Origin of the sequence: Nocardia mangyaensis (assembly GCF_001886715.1) — a bacterium.
GTDB classification, from domain to species: Bacteria; Actinomycetota; Actinomycetes; order Mycobacteriales; family Mycobacteriaceae; genus Nocardia; species Nocardia mangyaensis.
Map to the genome: position 1 here is coordinate 7,030,636 of NZ_CP018082.1, position 25,331 is coordinate 7,055,966.

The 25,331-nt window shown below is 69.7% G+C and carries 19 protein-coding genes; 10 read left to right on the top strand and 9 right to left on the bottom strand.

Annotation, left to right across the window (positions count from 1 at the left end; translation table 11 throughout):
- Positions 1 to 157 precede the first annotated feature (157 nt).
- Positions 158 to 2,020, top strand: coding sequence for a VanW family protein (locus BOX37_RS31950; RefSeq protein ID WP_071930868.1), 1,863 nt, complete (start codon positions 158 to 160; stop codon positions 2,018 to 2,020).
- A 7-nt stretch (positions 2,021 to 2,027) separates the two neighbouring features.
- Here the strand turns inward: BOX37_RS31950 and BOX37_RS31955 are convergent, their stop codons facing one another.
- From BOX37_RS31955 to BOX37_RS31965, 3 genes are all read right to left on the bottom strand, one after another.
- On the bottom strand, positions 2,028 to 3,233 hold the full coding sequence (locus tag BOX37_RS31955; RefSeq protein ID WP_240505133.1) for a DUF5685 family protein: 1,206 nt from the start codon (positions 3,231 to 3,233) through the stop codon (positions 2,028 to 2,030).
- A 67-nt stretch (positions 3,234 to 3,300) separates the two neighbouring features.
- Complete coding sequence (locus tag BOX37_RS31960; RefSeq protein WP_071930870.1) at positions 3,301 to 3,900, bottom strand: TetR/AcrR family transcriptional regulator; 600 nt, start codon at positions 3,898 to 3,900, stop codon at positions 3,301 to 3,303.
- An 85-nt stretch (positions 3,901 to 3,985) separates the two neighbouring features.
- Positions 3,986 to 5,155 (bottom strand): glycoside hydrolase family 3 N-terminal domain-containing protein, encoded by a 1,170-nt coding sequence (locus BOX37_RS31965; RefSeq protein ID WP_071932052.1) that lies wholly within the window; start codon positions 5,153 to 5,155, stop codon positions 3,986 to 3,988.
- Between the two features lie 113 nt (positions 5,156 to 5,268).
- Here BOX37_RS31965 and BOX37_RS31970 point away from each other — a divergent pair, with 113 nt between their 5' ends.
- The 4 genes from BOX37_RS31970 to BOX37_RS31985 all read left to right on the top strand — a co-directional run bounded on the left by BOX37_RS31970 (position 5,269) and on the right by BOX37_RS31985 (position 11,637).
- On the top strand, positions 5,269 to 5,736 hold the full coding sequence (locus BOX37_RS31970) for a universal stress protein (RefSeq protein WP_071930871.1): 468 nt from the start codon (positions 5,269 to 5,271) through the stop codon (positions 5,734 to 5,736).
- Between the two features lie 56 nt (positions 5,737 to 5,792).
- Positions 5,793 to 6,974 (top strand): isochorismate synthase, encoded by a 1,182-nt coding sequence (locus BOX37_RS31975; RefSeq protein ID WP_071930872.1) that lies wholly within the window; start codon positions 5,793 to 5,795, stop codon positions 6,972 to 6,974.
- Positions 6,975 to 7,040: 66 nt separating this feature from the next.
- Positions 7,041 to 7,211 carry a DUF2613 domain-containing protein gene (locus BOX37_RS31980; RefSeq protein ID WP_022566695.1) on the top strand — a complete coding sequence of 57 codons (171 nt, stop codon included), beginning with the start codon at positions 7,041 to 7,043 and terminating at the stop codon, positions 7,209 to 7,211.
- A 37-nt stretch (positions 7,212 to 7,248) separates the two neighbouring features.
- Complete coding sequence (locus tag BOX37_RS31985; protein WP_240505478.1) at positions 7,249 to 11,637, top strand: alpha-(1->3)-arabinofuranosyltransferase; 4,389 nt, start codon at positions 7,249 to 7,251, stop codon at positions 11,635 to 11,637.
- A 46-nt stretch (positions 11,638 to 11,683) separates the two neighbouring features.
- Here BOX37_RS31985 and BOX37_RS31990 read toward each other — a convergent pair whose 3' ends face one another.
- Entirely contained in the window at positions 11,684 to 12,877 is a 1,194-nt protein-coding gene (locus BOX37_RS31990; protein WP_206045737.1) for an acyltransferase family protein, read from the bottom strand.
- 146 nt (positions 12,878 to 13,023) lie between these two features.
- On the opposite strand from BOX37_RS31990, the gene pgfA reads away from it, so the two are divergent.
- On the top strand, positions 13,024 to 14,223 hold the full coding sequence (gene pgfA / locus BOX37_RS31995) for a cell envelope lipid trafficking protein PgfA (RefSeq protein ID WP_071930873.1): 1,200 nt from the start codon (positions 13,024 to 13,026) through the stop codon (positions 14,221 to 14,223).
- A gap of 157 nt (positions 14,224 to 14,380) precedes the next feature.
- Here the strand turns inward: pgfA and BOX37_RS32000 are convergent, their stop codons facing one another.
- Positions 14,381 to 15,640, bottom strand: a complete 1,260-nt coding sequence (locus BOX37_RS32000) for a polysaccharide biosynthesis protein (protein ID WP_084761090.1) — start codon at positions 15,638 to 15,640, stop codon at positions 14,381 to 14,383.
- A 173-nt stretch (positions 15,641 to 15,813) separates the two neighbouring features.
- Between BOX37_RS32000 and BOX37_RS32005 the strand changes: the two genes are divergently transcribed.
- Together BOX37_RS32005 and BOX37_RS32010 are read left to right on the top strand one after the other, a co-directional pair.
- Entirely contained in the window at positions 15,814 to 17,892 is a 2,079-nt protein-coding gene (locus BOX37_RS32005; protein ID WP_206045738.1) for an MmpA family trehalose lipid delivery protein, read from the top strand.
- A 114-nt stretch (positions 17,893 to 18,006) separates the two neighbouring features.
- Entirely contained in the window at positions 18,007 to 18,885 is an 879-nt protein-coding gene (locus tag BOX37_RS32010) for an RpnC/YadD family protein (protein WP_084761091.1), read from the top strand.
- Positions 18,886 to 18,887: 2 nt separating this feature from the next.
- Here the strand turns inward: BOX37_RS32010 and BOX37_RS32015 are convergent, their stop codons facing one another.
- On the bottom strand, positions 18,888 to 20,057 hold the full coding sequence (locus tag BOX37_RS32015) for a glycosyltransferase family 4 protein (RefSeq protein ID WP_071930876.1): 1,170 nt from the start codon (positions 20,055 to 20,057) through the stop codon (positions 18,888 to 18,890).
- Positions 20,058 to 20,212: 155 nt separating this feature from the next.
- Between BOX37_RS32015 and BOX37_RS32020 the strand changes: the two genes are divergently transcribed.
- Positions 20,213 to 21,013 carry a class I SAM-dependent methyltransferase gene (locus tag BOX37_RS32020; protein WP_071930877.1) on the top strand — a complete coding sequence of 267 codons (801 nt, stop codon included), beginning with the start codon at positions 20,213 to 20,215 and terminating at the stop codon, positions 21,011 to 21,013.
- Here BOX37_RS32020 and BOX37_RS32025 read toward each other — a convergent pair whose 3' ends face one another.
- Positions 21,014 to 21,310, bottom strand: a complete 297-nt coding sequence (locus tag BOX37_RS32025; protein ID WP_071930878.1) for a hypothetical protein — start codon at positions 21,308 to 21,310, stop codon at positions 21,014 to 21,016.
- Between the two features lie 211 nt (positions 21,311 to 21,521).
- Between BOX37_RS32025 and BOX37_RS32030 the strand changes: the two genes are divergently transcribed.
- Entirely contained in the window at positions 21,522 to 22,967 is a 1,446-nt protein-coding gene (locus tag BOX37_RS32030) for an aldehyde dehydrogenase (RefSeq protein ID WP_071930879.1), read from the top strand.
- On the opposite strand, the gene BOX37_RS32035 is transcribed toward BOX37_RS32030, so the two are convergent.
- A complete protein-coding gene (locus BOX37_RS32035) occupies positions 22,964 to 23,146 on the bottom strand; it encodes a hypothetical protein (protein ID WP_071930880.1) in 183 nt (60 codons plus the stop codon). The two genes, BOX37_RS32030 and BOX37_RS32035, sit on opposite strands and share 4 nt — an antisense overlap.
- 255 nt (positions 23,147 to 23,401) lie before the next feature.
- Positions 23,402 to 25,234, bottom strand: coding sequence for a phosphoenolpyruvate carboxykinase (GTP) (locus tag BOX37_RS32040; protein WP_071930881.1), 1,833 nt, complete (start codon positions 25,232 to 25,234; stop codon positions 23,402 to 23,404).
- Positions 25,235 to 25,331 lie beyond the last annotated feature (97 nt).

Genomic DNA, 25,331 nt, shown 5'->3' on the forward strand with positions numbered 1-25,331 from the left:
CCGACCCGGCAACTACGCGGAGCCTTCCTGCTGTCGGTCACCGGTGGCCGGGCTGCCATCTGCGCCCAGGCGCATTACCCTTGGCCGGGGCCCCGCAAACATCGGGGCCGGGCGCCCCTTTAAGGACGACGCCATACACCCCAACGGAAGGACCTCCGTGCCCAGCGAGTCGAACGCCGGACGACCGGCCGAGCGACCAAGGGGCGAGGTCGGACTACGCAAGCTGCTCGAAGCAAATCGCACTTTCGATGCCGACACCACCGCCCTGCCCACCCAGCCCATCAGCACCGTCACCCGCGACCGATGGTCGCCCGCACCCCCGCCGGGGGCTCAGCCGCCCATCCGGCCCGACAACCAGCAGCTGGTCAAACGGGTCGGGATCGCCGTAGGTGCCGTTGTGGCCTTCGGCGCGGCCGCCTATCTGGCCGATCTCGCGTTCAGCGCGGGTGAGGTCCCCCGCGGGGTCGTCGTGGCCGGCGTGGACGTCGGCGGGATGGACGAGGCCGAGGCCGACGCCCTGCTGCGCTCCGAACTGGGCCCGAAGGCCGAACAGCCGCTGCCCGTGCGCATCGGTGACGTGCAGGCGAGCATGGTGCCCGCCGCCGCGGGTCTCGCGGTGGACTGGGACCGGACCTGGGACGCCGTCGGCGATCAGCCGATCAATCCGGTCAGCCGGCTGGTCTCCCTGTTCGGCACCCGCGACGTGCGGGCGGTGAGCACCGTCGACGACGTCGCACTCGAGCAGCAACTCGACACCTTCCGCGGGTACGACAACCCGACGGTCGAGGGCACGGTGCGCTTCGACAACGGCGTCCCGGTCGCGGTCGCGCCGGTGCCGGGACGGATCCTCGACGCCGACACCGCACGCACCACGATCACCGAGCGCTGGGCCGAGAGCACCGAACTGGATCTGCCCGTCGTCGCCGCGCCCGTCGCGGTGGACGAGGAGGCGGTGCAGGCGGCCCTGCGCGACATCGCGACCCCCGCCATCGCCGCGCCGATCACCTTGGCGGGCAAAGACACCCGCGTCACCCTGACACCCGGCCAGATCAGCGAGGTGCTCGGCTTCGTTCCCGACGGGAACGGCGGACTCACGCCCGCGATCGACAACGAGGCCGTGATCGCCTTGCTCGCACCGCAATTGACAGCCTCGGAGATCGAGCCCAAGGACGCCACCTTCACCATCGGCACCGGCACGCCCACCGTGGTGCCCGCGGTGGTCGGCGAGAAGGTCGACTGGGCCAAGACCCTGGAGAAGCTGCCCGCGCTGCTCACGCTGGCGGGCGAGCGGGCCACCGAGGTGGCCTACGAGCGCATCGAACCGAAGCTCACCACCGAGGCCGCCGAAGGGCTCGGGATCACCGAGGCGATCGGCGAGTTCACCACCAGCGGCTTCAACGGACCGTCCGGGGTGAACATCCGCACCGTCGCCGCGAAGGTGGACGGCGCGGTGGTCAAGCCCGGAGACACCTTCTCGCTCAACGGGTTCACCGGCCCGCGCACCGCGGCGGAAGGCTATGTGGAGTCCGGCATCATCGACAAGGGCAGGCCGAGTACCGCGGTCGGCGGCGGCATCAGCCAGTTCGCCACCACGCTCTACAACGCCGCCTACTTCGCCGGGATGGAAGACGCCGGGCACACCGAGCACAGCTACTACATCTCCCGCTACCCGGCGGCCCGCGAGGCCACCGTGTTCGACGGCGCGATCGACCTGGCCTTCCGCAACACCTCCGAGACCGGTGTCTACATCCAGGCCGTCGCGACCGGTTCCGACATCACCGTGCGGCTGTGGGGCACCAAAACCGTTGACGTGGAATCGATCACCGGCGAGAAGTCGAAGCCGACCGAGCCCACCGAGCTCACCTTGCCCAAGGGCGATGACTGCATCGCCTCCGAGGGCGCGCCGGGCTTCACCATCTCCGACACCCGGGTGATCACCGATCACGAGACCGGTGCGCAGATCTCCCGGCACACGAGGACGGTGAAGTACGACCCGATCCCGGTGGTGAAGTGCGAGTGAGGGTTTCCTAGCAGTCGCACCCGCAGCAGCCGCCATCCTTGCCGCCGCAGTTGCCACAGTTGCCACAGTTGCCACAACAGTCACCGCATTCACAGCAGTCACAACGCTTGCGCCACGCCTGCTTTCGCTTGCCGGAGCAGGGATTGGTGTGGTCGCTGCAGCAGGCGATTCCGGTGCAGTAGACGCCGAGAATGAGCCCGGCCGCCTCGAGCGGGCCGGGCTTTTTCGGGCCCTTGTGCAGCGGGGACGAGAGACCGTAGGGCGAATGCTGTTGCGCGGCCGAGACAGCGCTCGAGGATGCCGGAGTGCGGCAGACATGGCCGGTGGCGATACCGAGCCCGCGACCGAGGGCACGCAGCAGGCTCGCCAGTGGATCGAGCAACGCCCAGCGCACGGTGGGCAGCTGGTCGAGTTCGGCCTCGGCGGCGGCGCGGCGGACGCGGGATTCGCTCTCGCGCACCAACTCGTAGGCGCGCGGCAGGTCGGTGCCAGTGGCATCGAGCGGATTGAACCGGCCGCGTGCACGGTCACGCTCGAGGTCCTCGATGGCGTCGGCCAGGTGGGCGATGCGACCGACATGCCGACCGATCTCTCGCAGTGCGGCGACGTTTTCCGGTCGGCCGGCCAACGTGGCGGTGTGGCCGAAGAGGGTGGCGGCACAGAGCTGCGTCGGCCCGGTGAGTTCGTCGAGCATCCGCGCCGGCGTCTCGTGCCCAGTCTCCGCGACCCGCGCTTCCAATGCGGGCTGGGACGCGATCGCGGCCAGCATGGGCTCTACATCGAGACCGATCTGGGCGGCCTGTGTCCGTGCGCGCTCTGCCCAGCTACCCGAGACCCTGCGCATGGGCCGTCGGGCGAGCACACTGACGTCACCGTCATCGACATGGTCGCGAATCTTGGCCGTTCCCAGCAGAAGTGACGCCGTCGCTGCCAATCGCACACCGGGTGCGCTCGCATCGACCACCGACGCCCGGCGCATCCCCCGTAGCGGACACGGGCCCGCGGTGGTCCGAGCGTCGAACCCGCCGGACTGCGCCTCGGTGAGCACACTGAGCACGATCGCGTCGGTATTGGTCGCCGCTCTGGCCACTTGACCGTGACCGTCGCGCAGGCCCAGACACAGCCCGCACATGTGTGCCTGCCACTGTCCCGGATCGATGCCGTACTTCTCCGCACCGTGCGCACACGGCTTCAACACACCGAACACTGCCACCCCGATTTCGACGAACGCTAACGGTGCACAATCGCAGGTCAGCGCCGCGGGGGCAACCGCTGGCGCGCTATTCGGTCTTTTTGCGACCAGCCAGACCGCGCCAGGCCAGATCGTCGAGCAGGTCGACTGCCTCGGCCACCTCGATCCGGCCGCTCGCGACCCGATCGGCGATGGCCTCGCCCGCACCGATCACCGCGGCCGCGACGACCTCGAAATTGGTGCCGGGCTCGGCGTTCTTGGCACTGGATTCCAGCAGTTTCGCGGTGAGCTCGATGACGCGCTCGCGGGCGTTGTCGATCTCGGAGGCGAAAGCTTGCTGACCGATTGCCTGCCGGTAGAGCACCTGCCAGGACTGCCGGTTGCGGTCGACGAAATCGAGGAAGCCCTCCAGCGCGGTGCGGACCTGCTCGTGTGGCGTGAGATGCGGGTTGCCCGCGGGTGCGACGGCCTCGATGAAGCGCAGCCCCTCGCGCTGGATGCAGGCGCGGAACAGCTCGTCCTTGGAGCCGTAGTACAGGTACAGCATGGGTTTGGAGATCTTCGCCTCGGCGGCGATCGCGTCCATCGACGTGTCGTGGAAGCCCTTGCGCGCGAACACCTCGACCGCGGCATCGAGCATCTGCTGCTCGCGAACCGCCCGGGGAAGTCGCTTGGTCCCGCCTGCCATCCACTCTCCTACCGCAGGGTGAACCTCTATCTTACTCCAAGGTAAGATAGACAGGTACCCATTTGCCGCACAGTCGCCGCGCCGCTCAGCAGCCCAATGGTGCGCCCTTGTAGCGCGCCATTCGCAGCACAGAAGCGTCGACCTGGTCGGCGGGCAGTTTGCCACTTGCCACCGACTGTTCCAAGCGGTCGAGTACCTGGGGCACCGCGGTGGTGCTGATCCACAGGGCATTGTCGGCACCGGCGACCAGCGCGGCCTCCACCGCTTCCTCGATCGTCATGCGGTCGGTGATGGCGGCCATGCCACCGAGATCGTCGGTGATGATCGGGCCGTCGAACGGGGCGGCGCCGTAGCCGGTGCCCTCGCGCAGCAGCGACATCACGGCCGGGCTGATGCTGGCGGGCACGTCGGGCTCGGTCAGGCCGGGCACGTCGAGGTGGCCGACCATCACCGCGGCACCGGAACCGATCAGCTCGCGGAAGGGCACCAGGTCGGTGTTCTGCATCTGGTCCAGCGGCGGGGTCTGGACCGCGCCGGTGTGCGAGTCGCCCGAGCCCGAGCCGTGGCCGGGGAAGTGCTTGATGACCGAGCCGAGACCCACCTGGTTCGCAGCGCGGATATAGGCGTCGGCGTAGGAGACCACGACCTGGGGGTCGTCGCTGAAGGAGCGGTCGCCGATGACGCTGTCGGCGGGCTGACTGCTCACATCGGTGTCGGGAGCGAAGTTCACGGTGATGCCGAGGTCTTTGAGCGCCTGCGACCGGGTCACCGAGTTCTCGAAGTACTGCTCGGGGGTCTGGGTCTGGGCGATGACGCGGGCCGAGGGGATCGTGCCGATCACGTTCCCGGCCCGGGACACGCGGCCACCCTCCTCGTCGATGGTCACCATCAACGGCACCTTGGCCTGGGCTTTCACCGCGTCGAGCTGCGCGTTGCCGAGCAGGCTCGGGTCGGTCCAGCTGCCGACGAAGATGCCGCCGACCTGCTCGGTGCTCACCACGTTCGTCGCATCGGCCGCACCGGTGATGCCGACGGTGAGCAGCTGGGCGAGTTTCTCCCGCTGGGAGAGCTGGGCGAGGTACTCCGCGCCGCACGCGCTCTGAGCGGGGGTGGCCGGTGCGCCCGATTCCCCACCCGCCGATGTCGCGACGCCGCTGGTGCTCGCCGCGGTGGTCGTCTCGTTCGACGTACCTCCCGAGCAAGCGGTGGCGACGGCGGCCAGGACTGCGAACACGACCACAGGCGATTTCCGCATGGGTTCCACGGTAGCCCTGCCGCGGCGCGAACCACGCCAGCAGGTTCGGATTGGAACGCCGAATCCAGGGGTAACCTGAGAAAACAGTCGCCGGACCTGCGCAGGAGGTCGTCATGGCTTGCGATCGGATGCTCATCGCCTACGACGGTTCCGAACACGCCAAACGCGCCATCGAGTACGCGGGCCGCTTCCTGTCCGCCGAACGCGCGATCCTGCTCACCGCCTGGGAACCGATGGTGCGCCAAGCCGCGCGGATCTCGGGGCTGGCCGGGGTGATGCAGCCGGAATGGGTGCCCGACGAGGAGATCGAGGACATCGCCTACACCGATGCCCGCAAGATCAACGCCGAGGGCGTGCACCTGGCGAAGCTGGCCGGTATCACGGCCGAACCGCGCACCGCCGAGTGCAGCACCACCATCTGGAACACGATCGTGGACTGCGCCGAGGAACTCGATGTCGACATCATCGTCGCCGGAACGCGCGGCGCGACGGGCCTGCGGGCGCTGCTGCACAGCAGCGTGGCCGAGGCGGTGCTCAAGCACGGGCACCGGCCGGTGTTCCTGGTGCCGCCGGAGCACTGAGAGTTCGGTCGCTGTCGCGGGTCCTGGCGTGGCGCCGGGGCTATGGTCGAACGACCATGGACCGATTCCTGCTCGCCCGACCCGACGCCGTGCTGCGCACGACGGGCGTGCGCGCGGGGTACGCCGATCCACGACAAGCGGTCGAGGCACTGCGCGGATGGCGGGACCGAGACAACTCGCCCCCCGGCCCGCGGGGCCGGGACAACATCGTCGCCGACCATCAGGACCGGCGGAGCGAGTCCGAGGCGGCACCGAGGCTCGTCGTCGGCGCCCTGCCCTTCGATCCCCGCGAGCCGGCTGCGCTCTGGCGGCCCGAAATCGCGCTGCACACGGCGGGACCATGGCGGCCCGCGGCACTGCCGACGTTGCCCGACGTCCGGGTGGTCGATGAGATACCCGGTGCGGCAGAGCATGTCGCACGGGTGGCGAAGCTGGTCGAACAGCTCGGCGACCCGGCGAACGACCTGCGCAAGGTGGTGGCGGCGCGCAGCATGGTGCTCGCGGCCGACGCCCCGCTCGATCCGGAGGTGGTGGCCGGGCATCTGCTGACCAGGCATCCGAACGCGAGTGTGTACGCGGTCGATCTGTCGGCGGCGGGCAGGACGGGCGAGACATTGATCGGGGCGACGCCGGAGGTGCTGGTCACGCGGCACGGTACGCGGGTGAGCCTGCGCCCGCTGGCCGGCACCCTGCCCCGGCTCGCCGATCCGGATGCCGATGCCGCCCAGGCCCGAGAACTGCTGTCCAGCACCAAGAACCACGACGAGCACGCGTTCGTGATCGACTGGATCCGCGAACAGCTGACACCGGTCTGCGCCGAATTGCACATCCCCGACGCGCCCGAGCTCCTGAGCACCGAGCAGGTCTGGCACCTGGCCACCCCGATCCACGGCGTGCTGCGCGACCCGTCGACCACCGCGCTCGACCTGGCCCTGCTGCTGCACCCGACGCCCGCCGTCAACGGCACCCCCTTCGCCGCCGCGCTCGACGCGATCACCGCCGCCGAACCGCATCGCGGGTTCTACGGCGGCGCGGTCGGCTGGTGCGCCGCCGACGGTGACGGCGAATGGGTCGTCGCGATCCGCGGCGCCGAGCTCGCGGCGGATCGAACCACCCTGCGGGCGAGCGCGGGCGGCGGCATCGTCGCGGCCTCGGATCCGCGCGCCGAGCTGGCCGAGACCACGGCCAAATTCCGCACATTGCTCGGCGCGCTGCGTTGCGGCGTGCCCAACGACTGACCCGAGGCCCCGCACCTGCTAGGTTGGCCGGAGACAGGCCCCTAGTCGAGCGTATTGGAGTGCGCGATGAAGTTTGCTGTTCCGGCTGTTGCCAGCGCGGTCGGCGGCGCCCTGCTGAGCGCAATCGCCGTCTTCGCGATCACGGCAGCGGTGCAGCAGAACACGGCGCCCTCGATCGACCGCAGCGGTGACAAGGACTCCTCACTGCTCAACGCCCCTGAATACGGCAGCCGCTGAGCCCGACGCCCGCGCGTCGCGCCCCGGATCGGGGCACCTGGACAAGGCGCCATTGGGTTGGCGCTGGTTCGTCGGCTCGGTAGTCGCCGCCTTCGTACTGACCTTCGCGCAGGCGCCCGGCCTCACCGTCGCCGACACCAAATACGACCTGGCGCAGAACCCCCTCGGTTTCCTCGCGCGGGCCGCTCACCTGTGGAGCAGCCAGGCCCCGATGGGCCAGGTGCAGAACCAGGCCTACGGCTACTTCTTCCCGCACGGCGCGTTCTTCTCCGCCGGTCATCTGCTGAACGTCCCCGCCTGGGTCACCCAGCGCGTCTGGTGGGCGCTGCTGCTGCTGGCCGGGTTCTGGGGCATCGTCAAGCTGTGCGAGACGCTCGGGATCGGGGCGCGCGGGTCGCGGGTGATCGCGGGTATCGCCTTCGCGCTGTCGCCACGGGTGCTCACCACGCTCGGCTCGATCTCGTCGGAAACACTGCCGATGATGCTGGCGCCCTGGGTGCTGCTGGCCCCAGCGGCGCTCGGCGTGGCGATGCGGAGTCGATCCGGTGCCGGTGCGGCACCCCCCGCCGGCACATCGCCACCCGAACGTGCAGCCCGAGACGACAGCCCTGACACGCCCGAGACGCGACCTGCCGTCGGTGATATCCGCTTCGAGCGCACACGCCCCAGCGACCGCGCGGCCATGGCGGGCGAGAACGCCGAGGACGCGCCGGTCCAGGGCCGGACTCCGAACGCAGGCACCGCAGGCGTGGCGAAGGACCGTGGCGTCGAGCCGCGGCTGGGCCGCGGTGGAGCGCTTTCGGCCGCTGGCAGTGCGCTCGCGTTGGCGCTGATGGGGTCGGTGAACGCGGTGGCGACCGTGGCGGCGTTCCTGCCCGCCGCGCTGTGGTGGGCCTCGTACCGCCCGAATCGACGCTGGTGGCGATTCACGCTGGCCTGGATTCCGCTGCTGGTGCTGGCGACTTTCTGGTGGGTGGTGCCGCTGCTGCTGCTCGGGAAGGTGAGTCCTCCGTTCCTCGACTACATCGAGTCCTCGGGAGTGACGACGCAGTGGGCGTCGTTGAGCGAGGTGCTGCGCGGTACGGACAGCTGGACACCGTTCGTCTCGCCCGAGCGCATCGCGGGCGCGGTGCTGGTGACCCAGCCCGGCGCGGTGCTGGCGACCGGACTGCTCGCCGCGGCGGGCATGGCCGGGCTGGCGCGCTCGTCGATGCCGTACCGGGGTCGGTTCGTGCTGATCCTGTGTGTCGGTCTGGCGGGCATCTGCGCCGGATACGTCGGCACGCTCGGTGGTCCGTTCGCCGAGTCGGTGCGGGTCTTCCTGGATTCCGGCGGCGCGCCGCTGCGCAATGTGCACAAGCTGGAACCGCTGATCCGGCTGCCGCTCGTACTCGGTCTCGCGCATCTGCTCGGCCGGGTGCCGCTACCGGCGTCGTCGCCGCTGCCGGTGTGGCGCAACGCTTTCGCCCATCCGGAACGCAGCAGACTCGTGGCCGTGGCCGCGCTGATCCTGGCCGCGCTCATGCTGGCGACCTCGCTGGCCTGGACCGCCCGCCTCGCCCCGCGCGGCGCCTACGACCGGGTGCCCGCCTACTGGACCGACACCGCGCAATGGCTGGCCGACAATGCCGCCGACACCCGCGCGCTCGTCGTGCCCGGCGCGCCGTTCGGCAGCCAGATCTGGGGACTCACCCGCGACGAACCACTTCAGGCCCTGGCCAGCACGCCCTGGGCGGTGCGCGATGCCGTGCCGCTCAACCCGCCGGGCACCATCCGCGCGATGGACTCGGTGCAACGCCTCATCGCCGACGGCCGGCCCTCCACCGGGCTCGCCGCCACCCTCGCCGACCAGGGCATCGGCGTGCTGGTGCTGCGCAACGACCTGGACCCGGAAACCTCGCGCTCGACCCGGCCGATGCTGGCCCACCAGGCGATCGAGGGTTCACCGGGAATCACCAAGGTGGCCGAGTTCGGCGCGCTGATCGGGCCGCGCGCGGCCGATGCCGGACTGGTCGTCGACAACGATCTGCTGCCCGCCTACCCGGCGGTCGAGATCTACCGGGTCGAGGTACCGCCACCGGGCACGCCCGTCGACGTGCGCGGCGGCACCGGGGCGCCGCCCGGTTTCCCCGGCGCGTACACGGTTCCGCTGGACTCCGTTCCCGTCGTCAAGGGCGGACCGGAGGTGCTCGAACGCCTCCGCCGCGACACCGGAAACCCCACCGCGCCCATGCTTCTCGACGCCGACGCGCGGCGGGCCGGTCTGCCGTCACAGCCGACGCTGATCACCGACACCCCGATGGATCGCGAAGCCGATTTCGGCCGGGTCGACAACCACAACTCCGCGGTCCGCGCCCCCGACGACGCCCGGCGCACACACAACCTGGTGCCCGACTATCCCGTCGAAGGCGCTGAACTCGTCCAGGGCGAGTGGTCGGGCGCGAAGGTCACCGCGTCCAGCTCGGCCGCCGACGCCACCCAGATCGGCGGTGCCGCGCCGGGCAGTTCCACCGCCGCGGCCGTCGACGGCGATCCGAGCACCGCCTGGATCAGCAGTGGCGCCGAATCCGCACTGGGACAGTGGATTCGGCTCGATCTCGACGAGCCCATCACCTCCGGCTCGCTGCGGTTCAGCACGGCGGCGGCCGCGCTGGGCGATCCGGTGAAATGGGTCGAGGTGCGTACCGAGCGGGGCACGGTGTCGGCGCGGATCCCCGAGCCCGGCGCGCCGGTGACGGTCGCCCTGCCCGCGGGCGAGACCGACTGGGTGATGATCACCGCCGCCCGTACCGAAAGAGGTACCCGTGGAGGACAGTTCGGCATCGCTGAACTCACCCTCGACGACTACAGCGTGCGCGAGGCACCGGTGCGCGTCGACATCCGCCACCGGATAGTGCTGCCCGACGTGGCGACCGGAACCATTCCCACCGGCTGGGATCTCGGCCAGGAATTCCCCGGCCGCAGCGCCTGTTTCGACGGACCCGACCGCGTGCACTGCAGCAAGGGGCTCGGCCTGCCCGCCGAGCAACCCGGCGTGTTCAACCGCACCATCGCGGTGCCCGAACCACTCACCGTCGGTACCGATCTCACGGTCCGCACCCGGCCAGGACCGGTGCTGGAGGCGCTGCTCACCGACCACTCGAGGCCGGTGGCGCGTGGCAAGGCCGACGTCGCCGACCTGCGCGGCGCCGCCTTCGCCGCCACCGACGGCGACCCGAAGACCACCTGGATCGCACCAGAGGCCACCGTGCGCGGGCTCACCGGCGCCAAACCCACACTGGTACTGGAACTTCCCGAGCCCGCTGTGGTCACCGGGCTCGACATCACCACCGCGCTGGGCGGCCTGCCCGCCACCGCCACCGCCGTCGCGGTGAACCTCGGCAACGGACCACAGGTCAGGGAGCTGCCCGAACGCGAACACGGCGAACCCGCCCGGATCTCGCTGCACCCCACCGAGACCGACCGGATCGAGATCAGCGTCCAGCGCTGGAACGAGGTTCTCGATCGCACCGCGCTGGGCTTCGTCCTCACCCAGCCGACCGGACTGGCCGAGGTGGAGGTGCTCGGCCCCGAGTATCCGGCACACGCGCCTGGCGACCGGCTCGTCACCATCGGCTGCGAGGCCGGACCGGTGATCGCCATCGGCGGTCGCGCCGTGCACACCACGGTCACCGCCACCGCCGATGAACTGCGCTCCGGCGCACCGGTTTCCGCCCGCGCCTGCGCGGAGGACGCCGCCGATATCGAACTGCTGCCCGGCAATCCCGATCTCACCGTCGTGCCGACCGAGCTGTTCACCGTCGACCGGATCCGCCTGGTCCGCACCGATCCGTTCCCCGCCGCGCCCACCGATCCGGGCACCCAGCTGCTCGTGCTGCCGCTCAGCACCAATGTCGGCTGGGCGGCGCACACCGCCGAGGGACGCGAGCTGACGCCGGTGGTGGTCGACGGCTGGCAGCAGGGTTGGCTGATTCCGGACGGCACGACCGGGGAGATCACGGTGTCGTTCCCGGCCGACCGCTGGTACCGGCTGGCCATCTTCGGCGGGCTGTTGCTGCTGATTCCGCTGGTGCTGCTGGCGATTCCCCGCCGGCGCGTGGTGCCCGATCCCGGTCCCGCACCGGGGACGTGGGGCATCCATTGGCTCGCGGCGGTCGGGCTGACCGGCGTCACGACCGTCATCGCCGGACCCTTCGCCACGGTGTGCACCCTGCTCGCGCTGGGCTGCAGTCGATTCCGGCCCGCCGGGACGGCGCGGGTGCTGCCGTGGGTCGCCGGGATCGGGACGATGCTGTCGATGGCGGCACTGTCCACGGGGACGTGGCGGTCGGGGACCGAGTACATGGGTGGCTCGCTGTGGGCGCAGGCACCGGCGGTGATCGCGGTGATCGCGGTCGGCGTCGCGGCGCTACCGCGGCGACGCTGACTGCCATCGCCGCGGTCGGTGACGGCACCGCGTCGGAGTCACCGCGTCATCGAGCAGCCGGGCTAGCGCTGTCACTCGCGGCGGATTCGGCCCGCTTGGCAGCGACCCGCGTGTCCCAGCGCCGCACCCCGCGCCGGGCCGGGTCCTCGATCAGCGCGAAGCTCGCTGCCGCCAGCGGCAGCGTCAACACGATGGTCAGCACGAGCACGTAGACGAAGTGGCCGCTGAACGGCATCAGACTGAATATCGGGAACACCATGGTGAGCACGACCAGGTGCCACAGGAAGATGCCGTAGGACCAGCGCCCCAGCAACGCGGCGGCGGGTGATTCCAGCCAGCGATGCCCAGGGGCGTCGGCGGGGCGCAGCACCAGCGGCGCCATCAACCCGAACCCGATCACCATGCCCAACGCCATCTTCACCGCGTACTGCCACGGCTCGGCCCGCTCCAGCCCGGCCGGGCCACCGAACTCGGTCGCCGAGATCAGGAAGGCCACCAGCGCGATCGCCCACATCAGCGGTTGACTGGAGAACAGTGGCCCCCACCAGGTGCCCGGCCGCGCCCGGTGGATCAACTCGGCCAGCATCATGCCCGCCGCGAACCACGGCAGATAGCCGGGCAGCCAGTTGTCGGCGTGGATCGCCTCCGGCGTCGGCACCGGCCACAGATTCCAGGTCAGGCTCACCGCGATCAGCGCGCCGAGCACCGGCACCCGCCACCGGGCCGCCGGGCCGCGCAGCCACACCACCGACCAGGCCAGCAGCGGCAGCGACAGGTAGAAGGCCATCTCCACCGACAGACTCCACATCTGGGTGAGACCCTCGGTGAGCGTCAGCGGTATGAAGACCTGCAGGAAGAACAGGTTCGACACCCACACCTTCAGGTTCGCCGATTGGGCCGCGCCGGGCAGCAACACCAGCACGAACACCACGACCGCCCAGTACGCGGGCATGATCCGCGCGATCCGGTGCAGCAGATAGCGCGTGGTCGAGGGCGCCTTGCCCAGCCCATGCGCGGCCGCGGCGTGCGGGCGCCACAGCAGGAACCCCGACAGCGCGAAGAAGACCGCGACCGCCATGTCGAAGCGCTCCAGGATGGAGCCGAGCACCGGGATCTTCGACGCGCCGGTCTGGAACGCGACGTGGGTGACGAGTACACCGAGTGCCGCCATCCCGCGCATGCCTTCGAGTGCGGGAATGAAGGCGCGCGGCGGTGGCACGGGGGCGGTAACGGTCGTCATCGAGTTCCAGTCTGCCGTGTCGGCGTTTTCCAGGGCACAGCGCCGCACACTGGGATCTCGGGCTGTTAGTGTCGGGGCTCACGAGTGCCTGTGGTGCACTACCAGACCACCGGATTATCCGTGTTCGAACGACGAGGAGAGTTTGCATGGCACTGAGTGCCGGTACCAGAAGGACGGTCGCCTGCGTGCTCGTGGGTCTGGGCGCGGCATTACTCGTCGCCGCGCTGATGATCCCCACCTACACGGTGAGCAAGGTGGCCAAGACTCCGCTCGACCTCGAGATCACCACGATCTCGGAGAACCAGCCGGGAGAGGAGAGCCTCGTCCTCGACTCCAGGTCGCTGACCACCGGCGATGGTCCGGCCGTCGTGGACACCGATGTACCGCTGATCTCGCAGCGCTTCGTCACCGTCGAGGAGCCGTCCGACGCCGACGAGATGACGCTGCAGGCGGGCCAGACACTGCGCCGCACCGACGTGCAGGGCGACACCGGCCTGCTCACCGCCGCCATCGACCGCGTCACCATCTCCCGCACCACCGGCGAGCCGGTCGAGGCCGACCCCAACGGGTCGATCGCCGTGACCGTCGACCGCGAGGGCAGTGTCATGGAGCCGGTGCAGCACACCGGCCTCGGCTACCGCTTCCCGATCGGCACCGAGAAGAAGACCTACCCCTACTTCGACATCAACGCGCGCAAGTCGTTCGACGCGAACTTCATCGAAGAGACCGAGATCAACAACACCAAGGTCTACCGGTTCCAGAACATCGTGCCGGTCACCAGCACCTGGGACGTCGTGCAGTCCCCGGCCAACCGGCTGACCCTGCCCGCGTCGAAGTGGGGCGTGACCGATGTCGAGCCCGACGCGCCCGTCACCATGACCCGCTACTACACCAATGTGCGTGACCTGTGGGTCGAGCCGCAGACCGGCACCGTCATCAAGGGCGGCGAGTCGATCCACCTGTACTACGCGCGTTCGGGTGACAAGCCCGAGGTGACCGCGCTCAAGTCGCACATCGTGTTCGACGATGCGACCGTGGAGTCGCAGATCTCGATCGCCAAGGACAACACCGACAAGCTGGCGCTGTTCGGCCGCACCGTGCCGATCGTGCTGGGCATCCTCGGTGTCCTCGCCCTGCTGGCCGGCCTGTTCCTCGGCCTGCGCGGTGGCGGTGGCACTCCCGCCCACGCGACCCCGCGCGGTGGCCGCACCACCCCGGCTCCCGCGGCGGCTTCCGGCGCGACCGCGGCCTCGGACTGGAATGCCGACGAGGCGCCGACGACGCAGTTCCCGCGCGGCGACTACGACGGGCCCACCGAGCAGATCGACATCAACAAACGTCCCTGAGAGACTCGCTTTCGACGGCGGCCCTGGTCCTTGTGACCGGGGCCGTCGCCGTTTGCCGTGCGGGCGTGGGTCCGACGATTGGTTCCCACGATCGTGGTCCAGGTGTGAATCATCCACACCTGTCCGCATCCAGCGGTGTGGACAGGTGATGTCCGGTTCAGGTCCGCAGTTGGCCCGCGGCGACGGGAGTCCGCGCGGCGGTGCGCAGGACGACGAAGGCGACGATCGCGGTGGTCACGGCGGCGACGGAGACGGCGGTGCCGATCAGCGAGCCGATGGTCCGGGCGAAGGTGAGCATCAAGGTCACCTCGACGGCCAAACCCACCCAGGTGACAGCGGCAAGGGCGGTGCGTTCCACCGCGATGGCCGACAGGAGCGCGCCCTGCAGCACCGCCAGGATCGCGCCGTGCAGCGCGAACAACCACAGCATGCTCTGGATCGGCGCGTAGTCCTGTCCGGCGAACAGCGGCGCCAGCGGCGCGGCCACGGCGGCGCCGATCACCGCGACGATGCCGATCAGCGACAGCACCGACAGCGCGTCACGGATCGCGCGGGCCGACTGCGTGGGCTTGGCCATCCGCGGGTACAGCACCACCCCCACCGCCTGTGGCAGCCAGAAGGCGATCTTCGTGGCGATGGTGCCGAGCGAATACCGGCTCGCGTCGACCTCGTCGAGGACGATGCGCACCACGATCAGGTCCACCGAGGACAGGGCCATCAACGCGGCCTGCACCTGGACCGCGCGAAGCACGGGCAGGACGCCGATCGCACCGGAATCCCGCCGGTTCGCCGCCGAAGGGAGCGAGTCTCGACCCGGGGATGGCGTCGTCGAGGCGTCCGGGTGCGGACCGGCCTGCGGCGGGCCGACCGGCTCCGGGGCGAGTTCACCGGCGGCCATCGTGGTGGACCGCGCGATGCGGGCGGCGACGAGTGCGGCGACGACGATGCCCGCGGCGCCTGCCCACAGCGCTCCGGCGGCACCGCCACCGAGAGCGAGGGCGATCAGCGCGGGTGCGACCCGGGCCGTTCCCGCCATCGCGAGGACCGTGGCCAATGCGCGGAAATGGTTGCCGCCCTGCAGGATTCCCTGCTCACCCGAGAGCACGACCAGTGCGGGCGCCGCACCGAGCGCGGCGGCGGCCGCCCACACGCCCACGTTCAGCACCTCGGCCACCACCGGCACCAGAACCACCGCGACGGCGGCGACCAGCGCCGCGCACCGCCACTGCATCGATCGCACCGCGCGCAGACTCGCCCCGCGGACCACCTCGCGCGCCACCACGTTCTGCATGGCCAGCGCGGGTACCGCACACAGCAACTGCACGGCGAGCAGACTCGCGAACTCGCTGTACCCGGCCACGCCGAGCCACCGTCCCGCCAACAACTGCAGGAGGTACCCGGCGACGTTGGCGGTCATCGCGCCAGCCGTCACCCAGGTCAGATCAGCAACAACAGGCGGACGACGGACCGAAGACACGCCCCATCGTCGCACCTCGACGCGCCGGACGCGGTCGCCACCCCGATCACCGAGCCCGCCGAACCTCGCGGGGGGCGTGTGGCGGTGCGAGCCGGGACGTAAGGTGCACTGACGTGACGGGTAGTGGTGGGCGTGGGAGAGTCTGGGTCGCCGGTTACTGCGCCCTGCTCACGCTGATCATCGTCGGGCCGCTGGCCGGGTCGGGATACCTGTTACTGCGCGACGCGGTGAGCACGCCCCGCTCCTACCTCACCGACTCCGCGCTCGGCCTCGGCGCCGCCGCCCCACGCGCCGTCCCCCAGGACGCCCTGCTCGCGTTCCTCTCGCCGGTGATCGACGGCGGCATCCTGGTGAAGGCGATCCTGATCGTCGCTCTGTGGTCGGGCGGCTACGGCGCCGCCGTCCTGGCCCGCCGCTTCGTCGACGCCGGCACCGGCGCCCAACTCGTCGCCGCCACCCTCGCCCTGTGGAACCCCTTCGTCGCCGAACGCCTCCTCCAGGGCCACTGGAGCCTGCTCACCGGCTACGCAGCTCTCCCCTGGGTTGCCCTCGCCGCCGCCCGCATCCGCTCGGCCGCCGCCGGCGTCGGCCACCACGCCGTCCCCACGACCGGCGCCGGATCAAGGGGCAGCACCGAGCAGACGGCGAGCACGATCGGGCACCACGGACCGCGAGGCGGGACCGGCCGCGCGGTCGGGCCCGGTCGGGCCATCGGCGGGTGGGGGGCGCTCGCGGCGTGCTTCGCGGCGGCCGGGTTGACGCCGACGGGGTCGTTGCTGGCGGCTGTCGTCGGGCTCGCGCTGGTGGGGCGGCGGGCGTTCCTGCCCGCGCTGGGTCTGTGGGTTCTCACGTGCGCGCCCTGGTTGACCGCGACCGCGCTCGGGTCGGGGGCCGAACCGTCGGATCCGGCGGGGGTGGCGGCGTTCGCGGCGCGGGCCGAACCGTGGCTCGGAACGCTGGGGAGTCTGGCCGGGCTCGGCGGGATCTGGAACGGCGAGGCGGTTCCCGCGAGCCGGACGACGCCGCTGGCGCTGGTCGGCACCCTGCTGTTGCTCGGGATCGTCGTGCTCGGGGTGCGCGCAGTGTGGGCGAGCGGGCGCGACGGCCGGGCACTGCTGGTGATCGCGGCGGTGGCCATCGTGCTGCCCGCGCTCGGCGCCACCGGGTGGGGGCTCGCGGCCGGGGAATGGCTGATGGTGCACGTCCCCGGCGCCGGCCTGCTGCGCGACACCCAGAAGTACGTCGCCCTGGCGATGCCCGCCTACGCCCTGTGCGCGGCCGCGGCCTGTCGGACCGTGCTCATGTGGTGGCGTCGAATCGCCGCGGACAGTCACGCACCGAGCGCGGGCATACACCAAACCCGAACCGGCTCAGCCGAATCGCAGACCGATGCGACCGGTGCCGCCGCGTCTAGCCAAGCGTTCGGTACCGACGAGCCAGGGCACGCGGCGGCCGCCAGCGAGCCGGGCGACACGGCCAGAGCGGCCGAGCCAGAGCACGCGGGGTTTGCGCCAGGCAGTTCGGCGGGCGGCGCGGGAACGATTGATGCAGAGAACGATTCAGCCGCAGATAGGTCGAGCCGTACCGGAATCAACGCTGTCGCAGCGCTTTTCATCGCATTGCTAATCTTCCCGCTCGCCGACCTGACATGGGGAATCGGCGGCCAGATGCGCCCGGTGCACTACCCGGCGGGGTGGGCCGAGGTCGTGGAACACATCGATGGCCCCGGTGATGTGGCGGTCCTGCCCGGCGGCATGTTCCGCCGATTCCCCTACAGCGGAACAGCTCCCGTCCTCGATCCCGCCCCGCGCATCCTCCCCAACGACGTCCTGCAAACGGGCGAACTCCGCGTCCGCGGCTATGCCGTCAACGGCGAAGGCAACCGCGCCCGCACCGTCGAAGAAACCCTCCTGCGCGGCGGTTCCCCCGCCGAGCTCACCGACCTCGGCGTCGGCTGGATCCTGCTGGAACGCACCACCCCCGGCCCCCTCGGCACCGCCGAGACCACCCTCACCGCAACCGAACTCGTCTACCAGGACACCGACCTGGCCCTCTACCGAATCCCCGATCCCACCCCCCGCGACATCTCCACCCCCGCCCAACGCCGAACCTCTGCGGCTGCCCACCTTCTCTGGGCCGCCCTCCTCCTCACCGGCCTAACCCTCGCAGCCCTCCGCCCGAGCACCCGCTGACGGAGTGTCCTCCGGCGCGTCGCTCGCATGTCGCCGAACACGCCACACAAATGGCACCATAGTTCCATCAGTGACCTATGTTCGGTCGCTATGGTCAGCTCCCATCACGAAGCGATGCACCGGATCTTCCGGCACGACCCGGGCACCTTCGCCCGCGTCTTCCACGCGCTGGACCTCCCCTTTCCCGACCCACTCGAGGTCGAGCACCTCTCGGTCGACCTCACCGAGATCGAACCGATCGAACGCCGCGCAGACACAGTTCTACGAATAGTCACCGCAGAGTCCAGCTTCCTCCTGGTAGTCGAGGCACAGAACAAGAAGGACGACAGCCGCCCCTGCGCGTGGGCGTACTACCTGGCATTCCTCCACGCGAAATACGCGATGCCCGTGGTCTTGGTCGTCGTGTGCCGCAACCGAACCACCGCGACATGGGCAGAGGGCCCGCTGTCCATCGGCCATGCGACCTGGCCGTGCGTGACCCTGCGCCCACTCGTCCTCGGACCACACAACGTCCCTGCGGTCACTGATGTCGAGGCCGCAGTGACTGACCTACCTCTAGCAGCACTTTCCGCGATCACGCATGCCACTCGACCAGAAATCGGTGCCATACTGGAGGCGCTTTCCGCCGCATTGCACCTGGTAGGCGATCACGATGATGCTCAGATCTACACCGAACTCGTCGAACTGGGCCTCGGCCGCACCCGCGGCGCCCGGATATGGAGGAATCTGATGTCGATCGATCTGTCGTTCTTCCGGGGCGAGACGTCACAGCGACTCCGCGAAGAAGGCCGCGAACAGGGCCTCGAGCAGGGCCTCGAGCGAGGCATCGAGCAGGGTCGCGCCCACGTTCTGCGCATCCTGCGGCGCAGGGGCATCGAGCCTTCACCTGCCGCGGAAGCCAAGATCAGCGCATGCCGCGATCTCGACGAGCTCGACGCATGGTTCGATCGGGCGTTCGACGCACGGACGGCTGACGACCTCTTCGCCAGCTGAGGTCAGTCCTCGGCAGGTGGGGCGACCAGGCCGGTGACGAACTGGCCGCGGGCGGCGGCGGCCAGGACATCGTGGACACCGGAGCCGGTTTGTTCCCAGGAGAACTCGCGGGCCCTCGCACGGGCCTTCTCGCCCATGACCTGGCGGGTTTCCGCATCGGCCAGCAGGTCGGCGGCGGCATCGGCCAGGGCGGGGGCGTCGTCGACGAGCAGCCCGGTGACGCCGTCGACGATGGAGTCGGTGAGGCCGCGGGAGCTGCGGTAGCCGATGGTGGGGACGCCGTGCTGGGCGGCCTCGATGACGGCCAGACCCCAGCCTTCCTTGCGGGAGGGCATCACGTGGACCCAGGCGGCCGACAGGATGTCGTGCTTGCGGCGTTCGTCGACGTGTCCGTGGAAGGTGACGGCGTCGGCGATGCCGAGGCTCACCGCGCAGGCGCGCAGGTTGGGCGCCCACCAGCCGTCGCCGATCACGTCGAGGTGCACGTCGGGGAATCGTTCGCGCAGGTGCGCGACGGCGGCGAGGGCGTCCTCGATCTGCTTGTGCGGGACGAGCCGGGACAGGACAGCGACGCGAGGGTGGCTCGCGCGGGTGTCATCGGCGCCGGGGACGACCTCGGCGGGGACCGGTTCGGCCCCGTTGCGGACCACGGCGATGCGTTCCCGGTCGACGCCGAGCACGGCCAGTTCCTCGGCCGAGGGCAGCGACACGGTCAGGTACTGGTTGGCGCGATGCACCCGCGGCGAGAGCTTCGACTCGATCCACCAGCCGATCCGCCCGACCAGCCGTCCGGCCACCGGCCACTGCTCGCGGTGCCCGTGGTGCACCAGCACCACCGACGGCACACCCGTGGCGGTGGCGAAGAACGGGATGCCGTTCTGGGTGTCGATCACGACGTCGGGGCGAACCCCGCGCAGCGGCCCGATACCGAGCCGACCGGCCATGATGGCGGCCAGCGCCCGCGGATACACCGTGAAGCGACCACCCGCGCGGCTGATATCGATCCCGTCGATGTGCTCACGCCGCGCCGCGCCGGGGTACCCGGCCGTCCGCAGGGTGACCTTGATGCCACGGGCCGCCAGCTGGGCGCCGACCTGCTCCAGGTAGCGCTCGCTGCCCCCACCCTGCGGGTGCCCCGTGTCACGCCAGCACAGCAGCAGGACTTCACGCACGGTCGTAGCTCGCAATCGGGTCGGTTTCGGACAAACGTCGGCCCCCACCCTAGCGGGTGTGTCCTGCACGACACGGATCTATCGCCACTCTCGCCGCAGAGTGTTCGCGCAGACCAGGCGACCACGCCGCGACGCGGTGCCCATAAACTCCTGCCGTGCCGACCGCATCCCTGCCGAGAACCGCGCAGCCCGTCCAGCGCCGCCGTACGCCTCGTTTCGCCCGGCGCGCGACGCTGCGCCGCTCGCTGCGCCTGCTGACCAGTTTCCGGTTCGAGCAGTCCGACCCGGCCAGGTTCTACGGCGGCATCGCCACCGACAGCGCCGAGATGATCGCCGACTTCTACTCCGACATCACCGAGCGCGACCTCACCGACACCGTGGTTCTCGATGTCGGTGGCGGCCCCGGCTACTTCGCCGACGAGTTCGCCGTGGCGGGAGCGCGCTACGTCTCGGTCGAGCCGGACCCGTCGGAGATGCACGCCGCCGGACTGCGCGTCGCCGGGTCGGTGCGCGGCTCGGGGATGGCACTGCCGTTCCGCGACAACGCCTTCGACGTCTGCTTCTCCTCCAACGTCGCCGAGCACGTGCCGCAGCCATGGGTGATGGCCGAGGAGATGGTCCGGGTGACCAAGCCCGGCGGCCTCATCGTGTTCTCCTACACGGTGTGGCACGGGCCTTTCGGTGGTCACGAGACGGGCCTCTGGCACTACCTCGGCGGCGAGTACGCGGCCCGCCGGTACCGGCGCAAGCACGGACGTGAACCCAAGAACAGGTTCGGCCGATCGTTGTTCGCGGTGACCGCGGCCGAGGGTTTGCGCTGGGCGGCAACGACTTCGGCGGACGTTCGGACGGTTTTTCCCCGGTACCACCCGCGCTGGGCGTGGTGGCTCGTGCGTGTTCCGATGCTGCGCGAGCTACTGGTCAGCAATCTCGTCGTGGTTGCCACCAAGGAGTGATCAGGCGAGCCAGCTCAAGCGCCGCGACCTCCGTACCGGGTCGGGTAACGCGCTGGCCCACGGGGATTCCTGAATCGCCAGGCCCACTGTCTCCAACGTGGTCAGGCCGACCTGATCGGCGAGGGCCCCCACCATCGCGACCGCCTCAGCGGCCTGAATGGCGGCAGTTGCCTGCTCGATCGTGAGTGTGCGGCCAGGCAGGAATGACACAACCCATCCCCCGCTGCCCACACTCTTCGCTTGATGGTCGGTCTGGTCGCTGGTCATCAACGATCGGCCGATCACTTGCACAGCCATGAGTCGGTCTCCCCAATTCGCTGTTAAGGTCCGATGAATCGAGCGAGCTGATCAGTAGCTAAAGCATCCCCTTTTCACCACCAGAACGCAATAGTGCGTTTACCCGAAAAGCGAACCGACAGGTTGGAATTGGCCCTGTTCACAGTTGTTGCGCCCCAGCGAATTAGAACATGTTGCAGACAATCCGGCCGCAAAACTGTAACGTGTTCTCATGCACTACGACAGCCTGTTCATCGGCGGCAAGTGGACCACCCCGGCCGGTGGTGACCGCATTTCCGTGGTCTCACCCGCAACGGAGGAAACCGTCGGCAGCGTGCCCGCGGTGACGAAGGCCGACGTGGACGCGGCGGTCGCCGCGGCCCGCGACGCCTTCGACAGCGGACCGTGGCCATCGACTCCCCCACTGGAACGAGCCGAGGTACTCACCAAGGCCGCGCAGCTGATCGAGCAACGATCGCCGGAATTGCTCGCCGCGCTCACCGCAGAGATGGGCGCGCCCTCGCTAGCGGCCTTGACACTCAACCAGATTCCAGCCGTCGCCGCACTCAACGCGGTCGCCGAGCTCGCGAAGACGTTTCAGTGGAACGAGACTCGGGTCGGCTTGTTCGGAACCTCGCGCGTCTCACGGGAACCGCGCGGCGTGGTGGCCGCGATCACCGCCTGGAACGTCCCGTTGTTCCTCGCCGCGAACAAGCTCGGCCCCGCGTTGCTCGCCGGGTGCACGGTGGTGCTCAAGCCCTCGCCGCTCACCCCGCTCACCGCCAATCTGCTCGCCGACATCTTCACCGAGGCCGGGCTGCCCGACGGCGTGCTCTCGGTGCTGCCCGCCGAAGCGGAGGCGAGTGAGTACCTGGCCGGGCATCCCGGCGTCGACAAGGTCACCTTCACCGGTTCCACCGCGGTCGGCCGGAAACTGGCCGCGCTCGCCGGTGAGCAGCTCAAGACCGTCTCGCTCGAACTGGGCGGCAAGTCGGCCGCCATCGTGCTGCCCGATGCCGACCTCGCGGCCAGCATTCCCGTCCTTGCGTTCTCCGGATTGATGAACAGCGGGCAGGGCTGCGTGGCGCAGACCCGCATCCTGGCCCCGCGCAGCCGGTACGAGGAGATCATCGACGCGCTGGTCGCGCACGTGAAGACCATGCAGACCGGCGATCCCACCGATCCGGCCACCCAGCTCGGCCCGCTGATCAGCGAGCAGCAGCGTGATCGGGTGGAGAGCTACATCGCCAAGGGCAAGGAAGAGGGCGCGCGGCTCGTGCTCGGCGGCGGACGGCCTGCCGGGGTCGAGAAGGGCTGGTTCGTCGAGCCGACCATCTTCGCCGACGTCGACAACGCGAGCACCATCGCCCAGGAGGAGATCTTCGGCCCGGTGCTCTCGGTGATCCCCTACGACACCGAGGACGAGGCCATCGCCATCGCCAACGATTCCGACTACGGCCTGGCCGGGTCGGTGTGGACCACCGACATCGAACACGGTGTCGAGGTCGCCGCACGGGTGCGCACCGGCACCTACGCGATCAACTGGTACGCCTTCGACCCGACCGCGCCCTTCGGTGGGTACAAGAACTCCGGCATCGGCCGCGAGAACGGCCCGGAGGGCCTCGACGCGTTCTGCGAGCAGAAGTCCGTCCTGATGCCCATGGGCTGGACCGGCTAGTTCTCCTCCGGCATCTGCACCCGCAGCACCGGCTGCGCGCCCACCTCGCCCCGGGCCGGCAGGTCGACCACATCCACCCGCCAGCCCGGTGGCAGTGCGCTCTGCAGGCGCCCCGCCACCCGGTGCAGCGGCGTGGTCGAGTAGGTGTCGGACTCGCGGCCGGTCACCAGATCGGTCATGCGTCAACCACCTCTCAGCGTCGATCTCATCGTTGACCGCGTCGGCGGTGCAGGAGTCTCGAAAGGGAGTTAGCTCAGATGGTGCGACATGCGGCGGAGCTGACACGGAATATAGGGGACAGCGGCTCCTCGGGGCCAGCGACTCTCTGACACCGACTGAAGTACCCAGAAATTCATCTCCTGAATCTCGACTGAGTACCGAAACGACACCGCCCGCACCGGAAACGGTGCGGGCGGCTCGTCGTTCAGGGGGGATCAGCCCAGGCGCTCCTTGAGGGCCTCGAACTCGTCGCGGACGCCCGAGGGGAGCTTGTCGCCGACGAACTCGAACCACTCCTCGATCGAGGGGATCTCGTTGCGCCACTCGTCGACGTTCACCGCGAGGGCCTCGTCGACATCGGCGACGACCACGTCGAGGCCTTCCAGGTCGAGATCGGTGGCCGAGGGGACGTTGCCGACCGGAGTGGCCTCGGCGCCCGAGCGACCCTCGATCCGGCCGACGATCCACTCCAGCACGCGGGAGTTCTCACCGAATCCGGGCCACAGGAAGCGGCCGTCGGCGCCACGACGGAACCAGTTGACGTAGAAGATCTTCGGCAGCTTGTTCGCGTCGGCGTTCTTGCCGAGGTCGATCCAGTGGTTGAGGTAGTCGCCCACGTGGTAGCCGAGGAACGGCAGCATGGCCATCGGGTCGCGGCGCACGGTGCCGACCTTCCCCTCGGCCGCGGCGGTCTGCTCCGAGCCCATGGTGGCGCCCATGAACACGCCGTGCTCCCAGCCGAAGGACTCGGTCACCAGCGGGACCGTGGTCTTGCGGCGGCCACCGAACAGGATCGCCGAGATCGGCACACCCTGCGGGTCGTCCCACTCCGGCGCCAGGATCGGGCACTGCGACATCGGGGTGCAGTAACGCGAGTTCGGGTGCGCGGCCAGCGTCTCGGTCTCGCGGGCGACCCAGTCGTTGCCCTTCCAGTCGATCAGGTGATCGGGCTGGCCTTCCAGACCCTCCCACCACACATCGTTGTCGTCGGTCAGGGCGACGTTGGTGTAAACGGTGTTGCCCGCCTCGATGGTGGCCATCGCGTTGGGGTTGGAGCTGCGGTTGGTGCCCGGCGCGACACCGAAGAAACCGAACTCCGGGTTCACCGCGTAGAGCTGGCCGTCGGCGCCGAAGCGCATCCAGGCGATGTCGTCGCCCAGGGTCTCCGCGCGCCAGCCCGGGATGGTCGGCTGGATCATCGCGAGGTTCGTCTTGCCACAGGCGCTCGGGAACGCGGCGGCAACGTAGTAGTTCTTGCCCTCGGGCGAGATCAGCTTGAGGATCAGCATGTGCTCGGCCAGCCAGCCCTCGTCGTGGGCCATCGCCGAGGCGATGCGCAGCGAGTAGCACTTCTTGCCGAGCAGCGCGTTGCCGCCGTAGCCGGAACCGAAGGACCAGATCTCGCGGTCCTCGGGGAAGTGGGTGATGTACTTGGTGTCGCTGCACGGCCACGGCACGTCGGCCTGACCCTCGGCCAGCGGCGCGCCCACGGAGTGCAGCGCCTTCACGAACGGCTTGTCGGCGCCCAGCTTGTCGAGCGCGGCCTGGCCCATGCGGGTCATCACGCGCATCGAGACGACGACGTACTCGGAGTCGGTGATCTCTACGCCCAGCTTGGGATCCTCGGCGCCGAGCGGGCCCATGCAGAACGGCACCACGTACATGGTGCGGCCCTTCATCGAGCCGCGGTACAGCTCGGTCATGGTCGCGCGCATCTCGGCGGGGTCGACCCAGTTGTTGGTCGGGCCCGCGTCGGCTTCGGTCTTGGAACAGATGTAGGTGCGCGATTCCACGCGCGCCACATCGGAGGGGTCCGACAGCGCTAGGAAGGAGTTCGGCTTCTTCTTCTCGTCGAGCTTCTTGAAGGTGCCCGCCTCGACCAACTGGGTGGTCAGGCGATCCCATTCCGCGTCGGAGCCGTCGGCCCAGACCACGCGATCCGGCTGAGTGAGCTCTGCGACTTCCTGTACCCAGGCGAGCAGTTCACTGTGCTCGGTCGGCGCGGTGCCGTCGGATCCACGAAGACCAGGAATGGTCGCTGAGGTCATGAAAACTCTCCTGAGATGGGCGGTTGTTCGATTTTCTTCCCGCTGGTCAGGCCGTCGACCAGCGCGAATCCATCGATCGCCACCATGGGCGGGAAGG

What these genes read in the sequence shown, in the direction of transcription:
- pgfA (WP_071930873.1), top strand. Translation starts at nt 13,024, where the DNA reads ATGGCACTGAGTGCCGGTACCAGAAGGACGGTCGCCTGCGTGCTCGTG.
- BOX37_RS31960 (WP_071930870.1), bottom strand. Translation starts at nt 3,900, where the DNA reads ATGGCAGGCGGGACCAAGCGACTTCCCCGGGCGGTTCGCGAGCAGCAG.
- BOX37_RS31975 (WP_071930872.1), top strand. Translation starts at nt 5,793, where the DNA reads ATGGACCGATTCCTGCTCGCCCGACCCGACGCCGTGCTGCGCACGACG.
- BOX37_RS31970 (WP_071930871.1), top strand. Translation starts at nt 5,269, where the DNA reads ATGGCTTGCGATCGGATGCTCATCGCCTACGACGGTTCCGAACACGCC.
- BOX37_RS32000 (WP_084761090.1), bottom strand. Translation starts at nt 15,640, where the DNA reads ATGACCGCCAACGTCGCCGGGTACCTCCTGCAGTTGTTGGCGGGACGG.
- BOX37_RS32040 (WP_071930881.1), bottom strand. Translation starts at nt 25,234, where the DNA reads ATGACCTCAGCGACCATTCCTGGTCTTCGTGGATCCGACGGCACCGCG.
- BOX37_RS31965 (WP_071932052.1), bottom strand. Translation starts at nt 5,155, where the DNA reads ATGCGGAAATCGCCTGTGGTCGTGTTCGCAGTCCTGGCCGCCGTCGCC.
- BOX37_RS31980 (WP_022566695.1), top strand. Translation starts at nt 7,041, where the DNA reads ATGAAGTTTGCTGTTCCGGCTGTTGCCAGCGCGGTCGGCGGCGCCCTG.
- BOX37_RS32035 (WP_071930880.1), bottom strand. Translation starts at nt 23,146, where the DNA reads ATGACCGATCTGGTGACCGGCCGCGAGTCCGACACCTACTCGACCACG.
- BOX37_RS31990 (WP_206045737.1), bottom strand. Translation starts at nt 12,877, where the DNA reads ATGACGACCGTTACCGCCCCCGTGCCACCGCCGCGCGCCTTCATTCCC.
- BOX37_RS32030 (WP_071930879.1), top strand. Translation starts at nt 21,522, where the DNA reads ATGCACTACGACAGCCTGTTCATCGGCGGCAAGTGGACCACCCCGGCC.
- BOX37_RS32010 (WP_084761091.1), top strand. Translation starts at nt 18,007, where the DNA reads ATGCACCGGATCTTCCGGCACGACCCGGGCACCTTCGCCCGCGTCTTC.
- BOX37_RS32025 (WP_071930878.1), bottom strand. Translation starts at nt 21,310, where the DNA reads ATGGCTGTGCAAGTGATCGGCCGATCGTTGATGACCAGCGACCAGACC.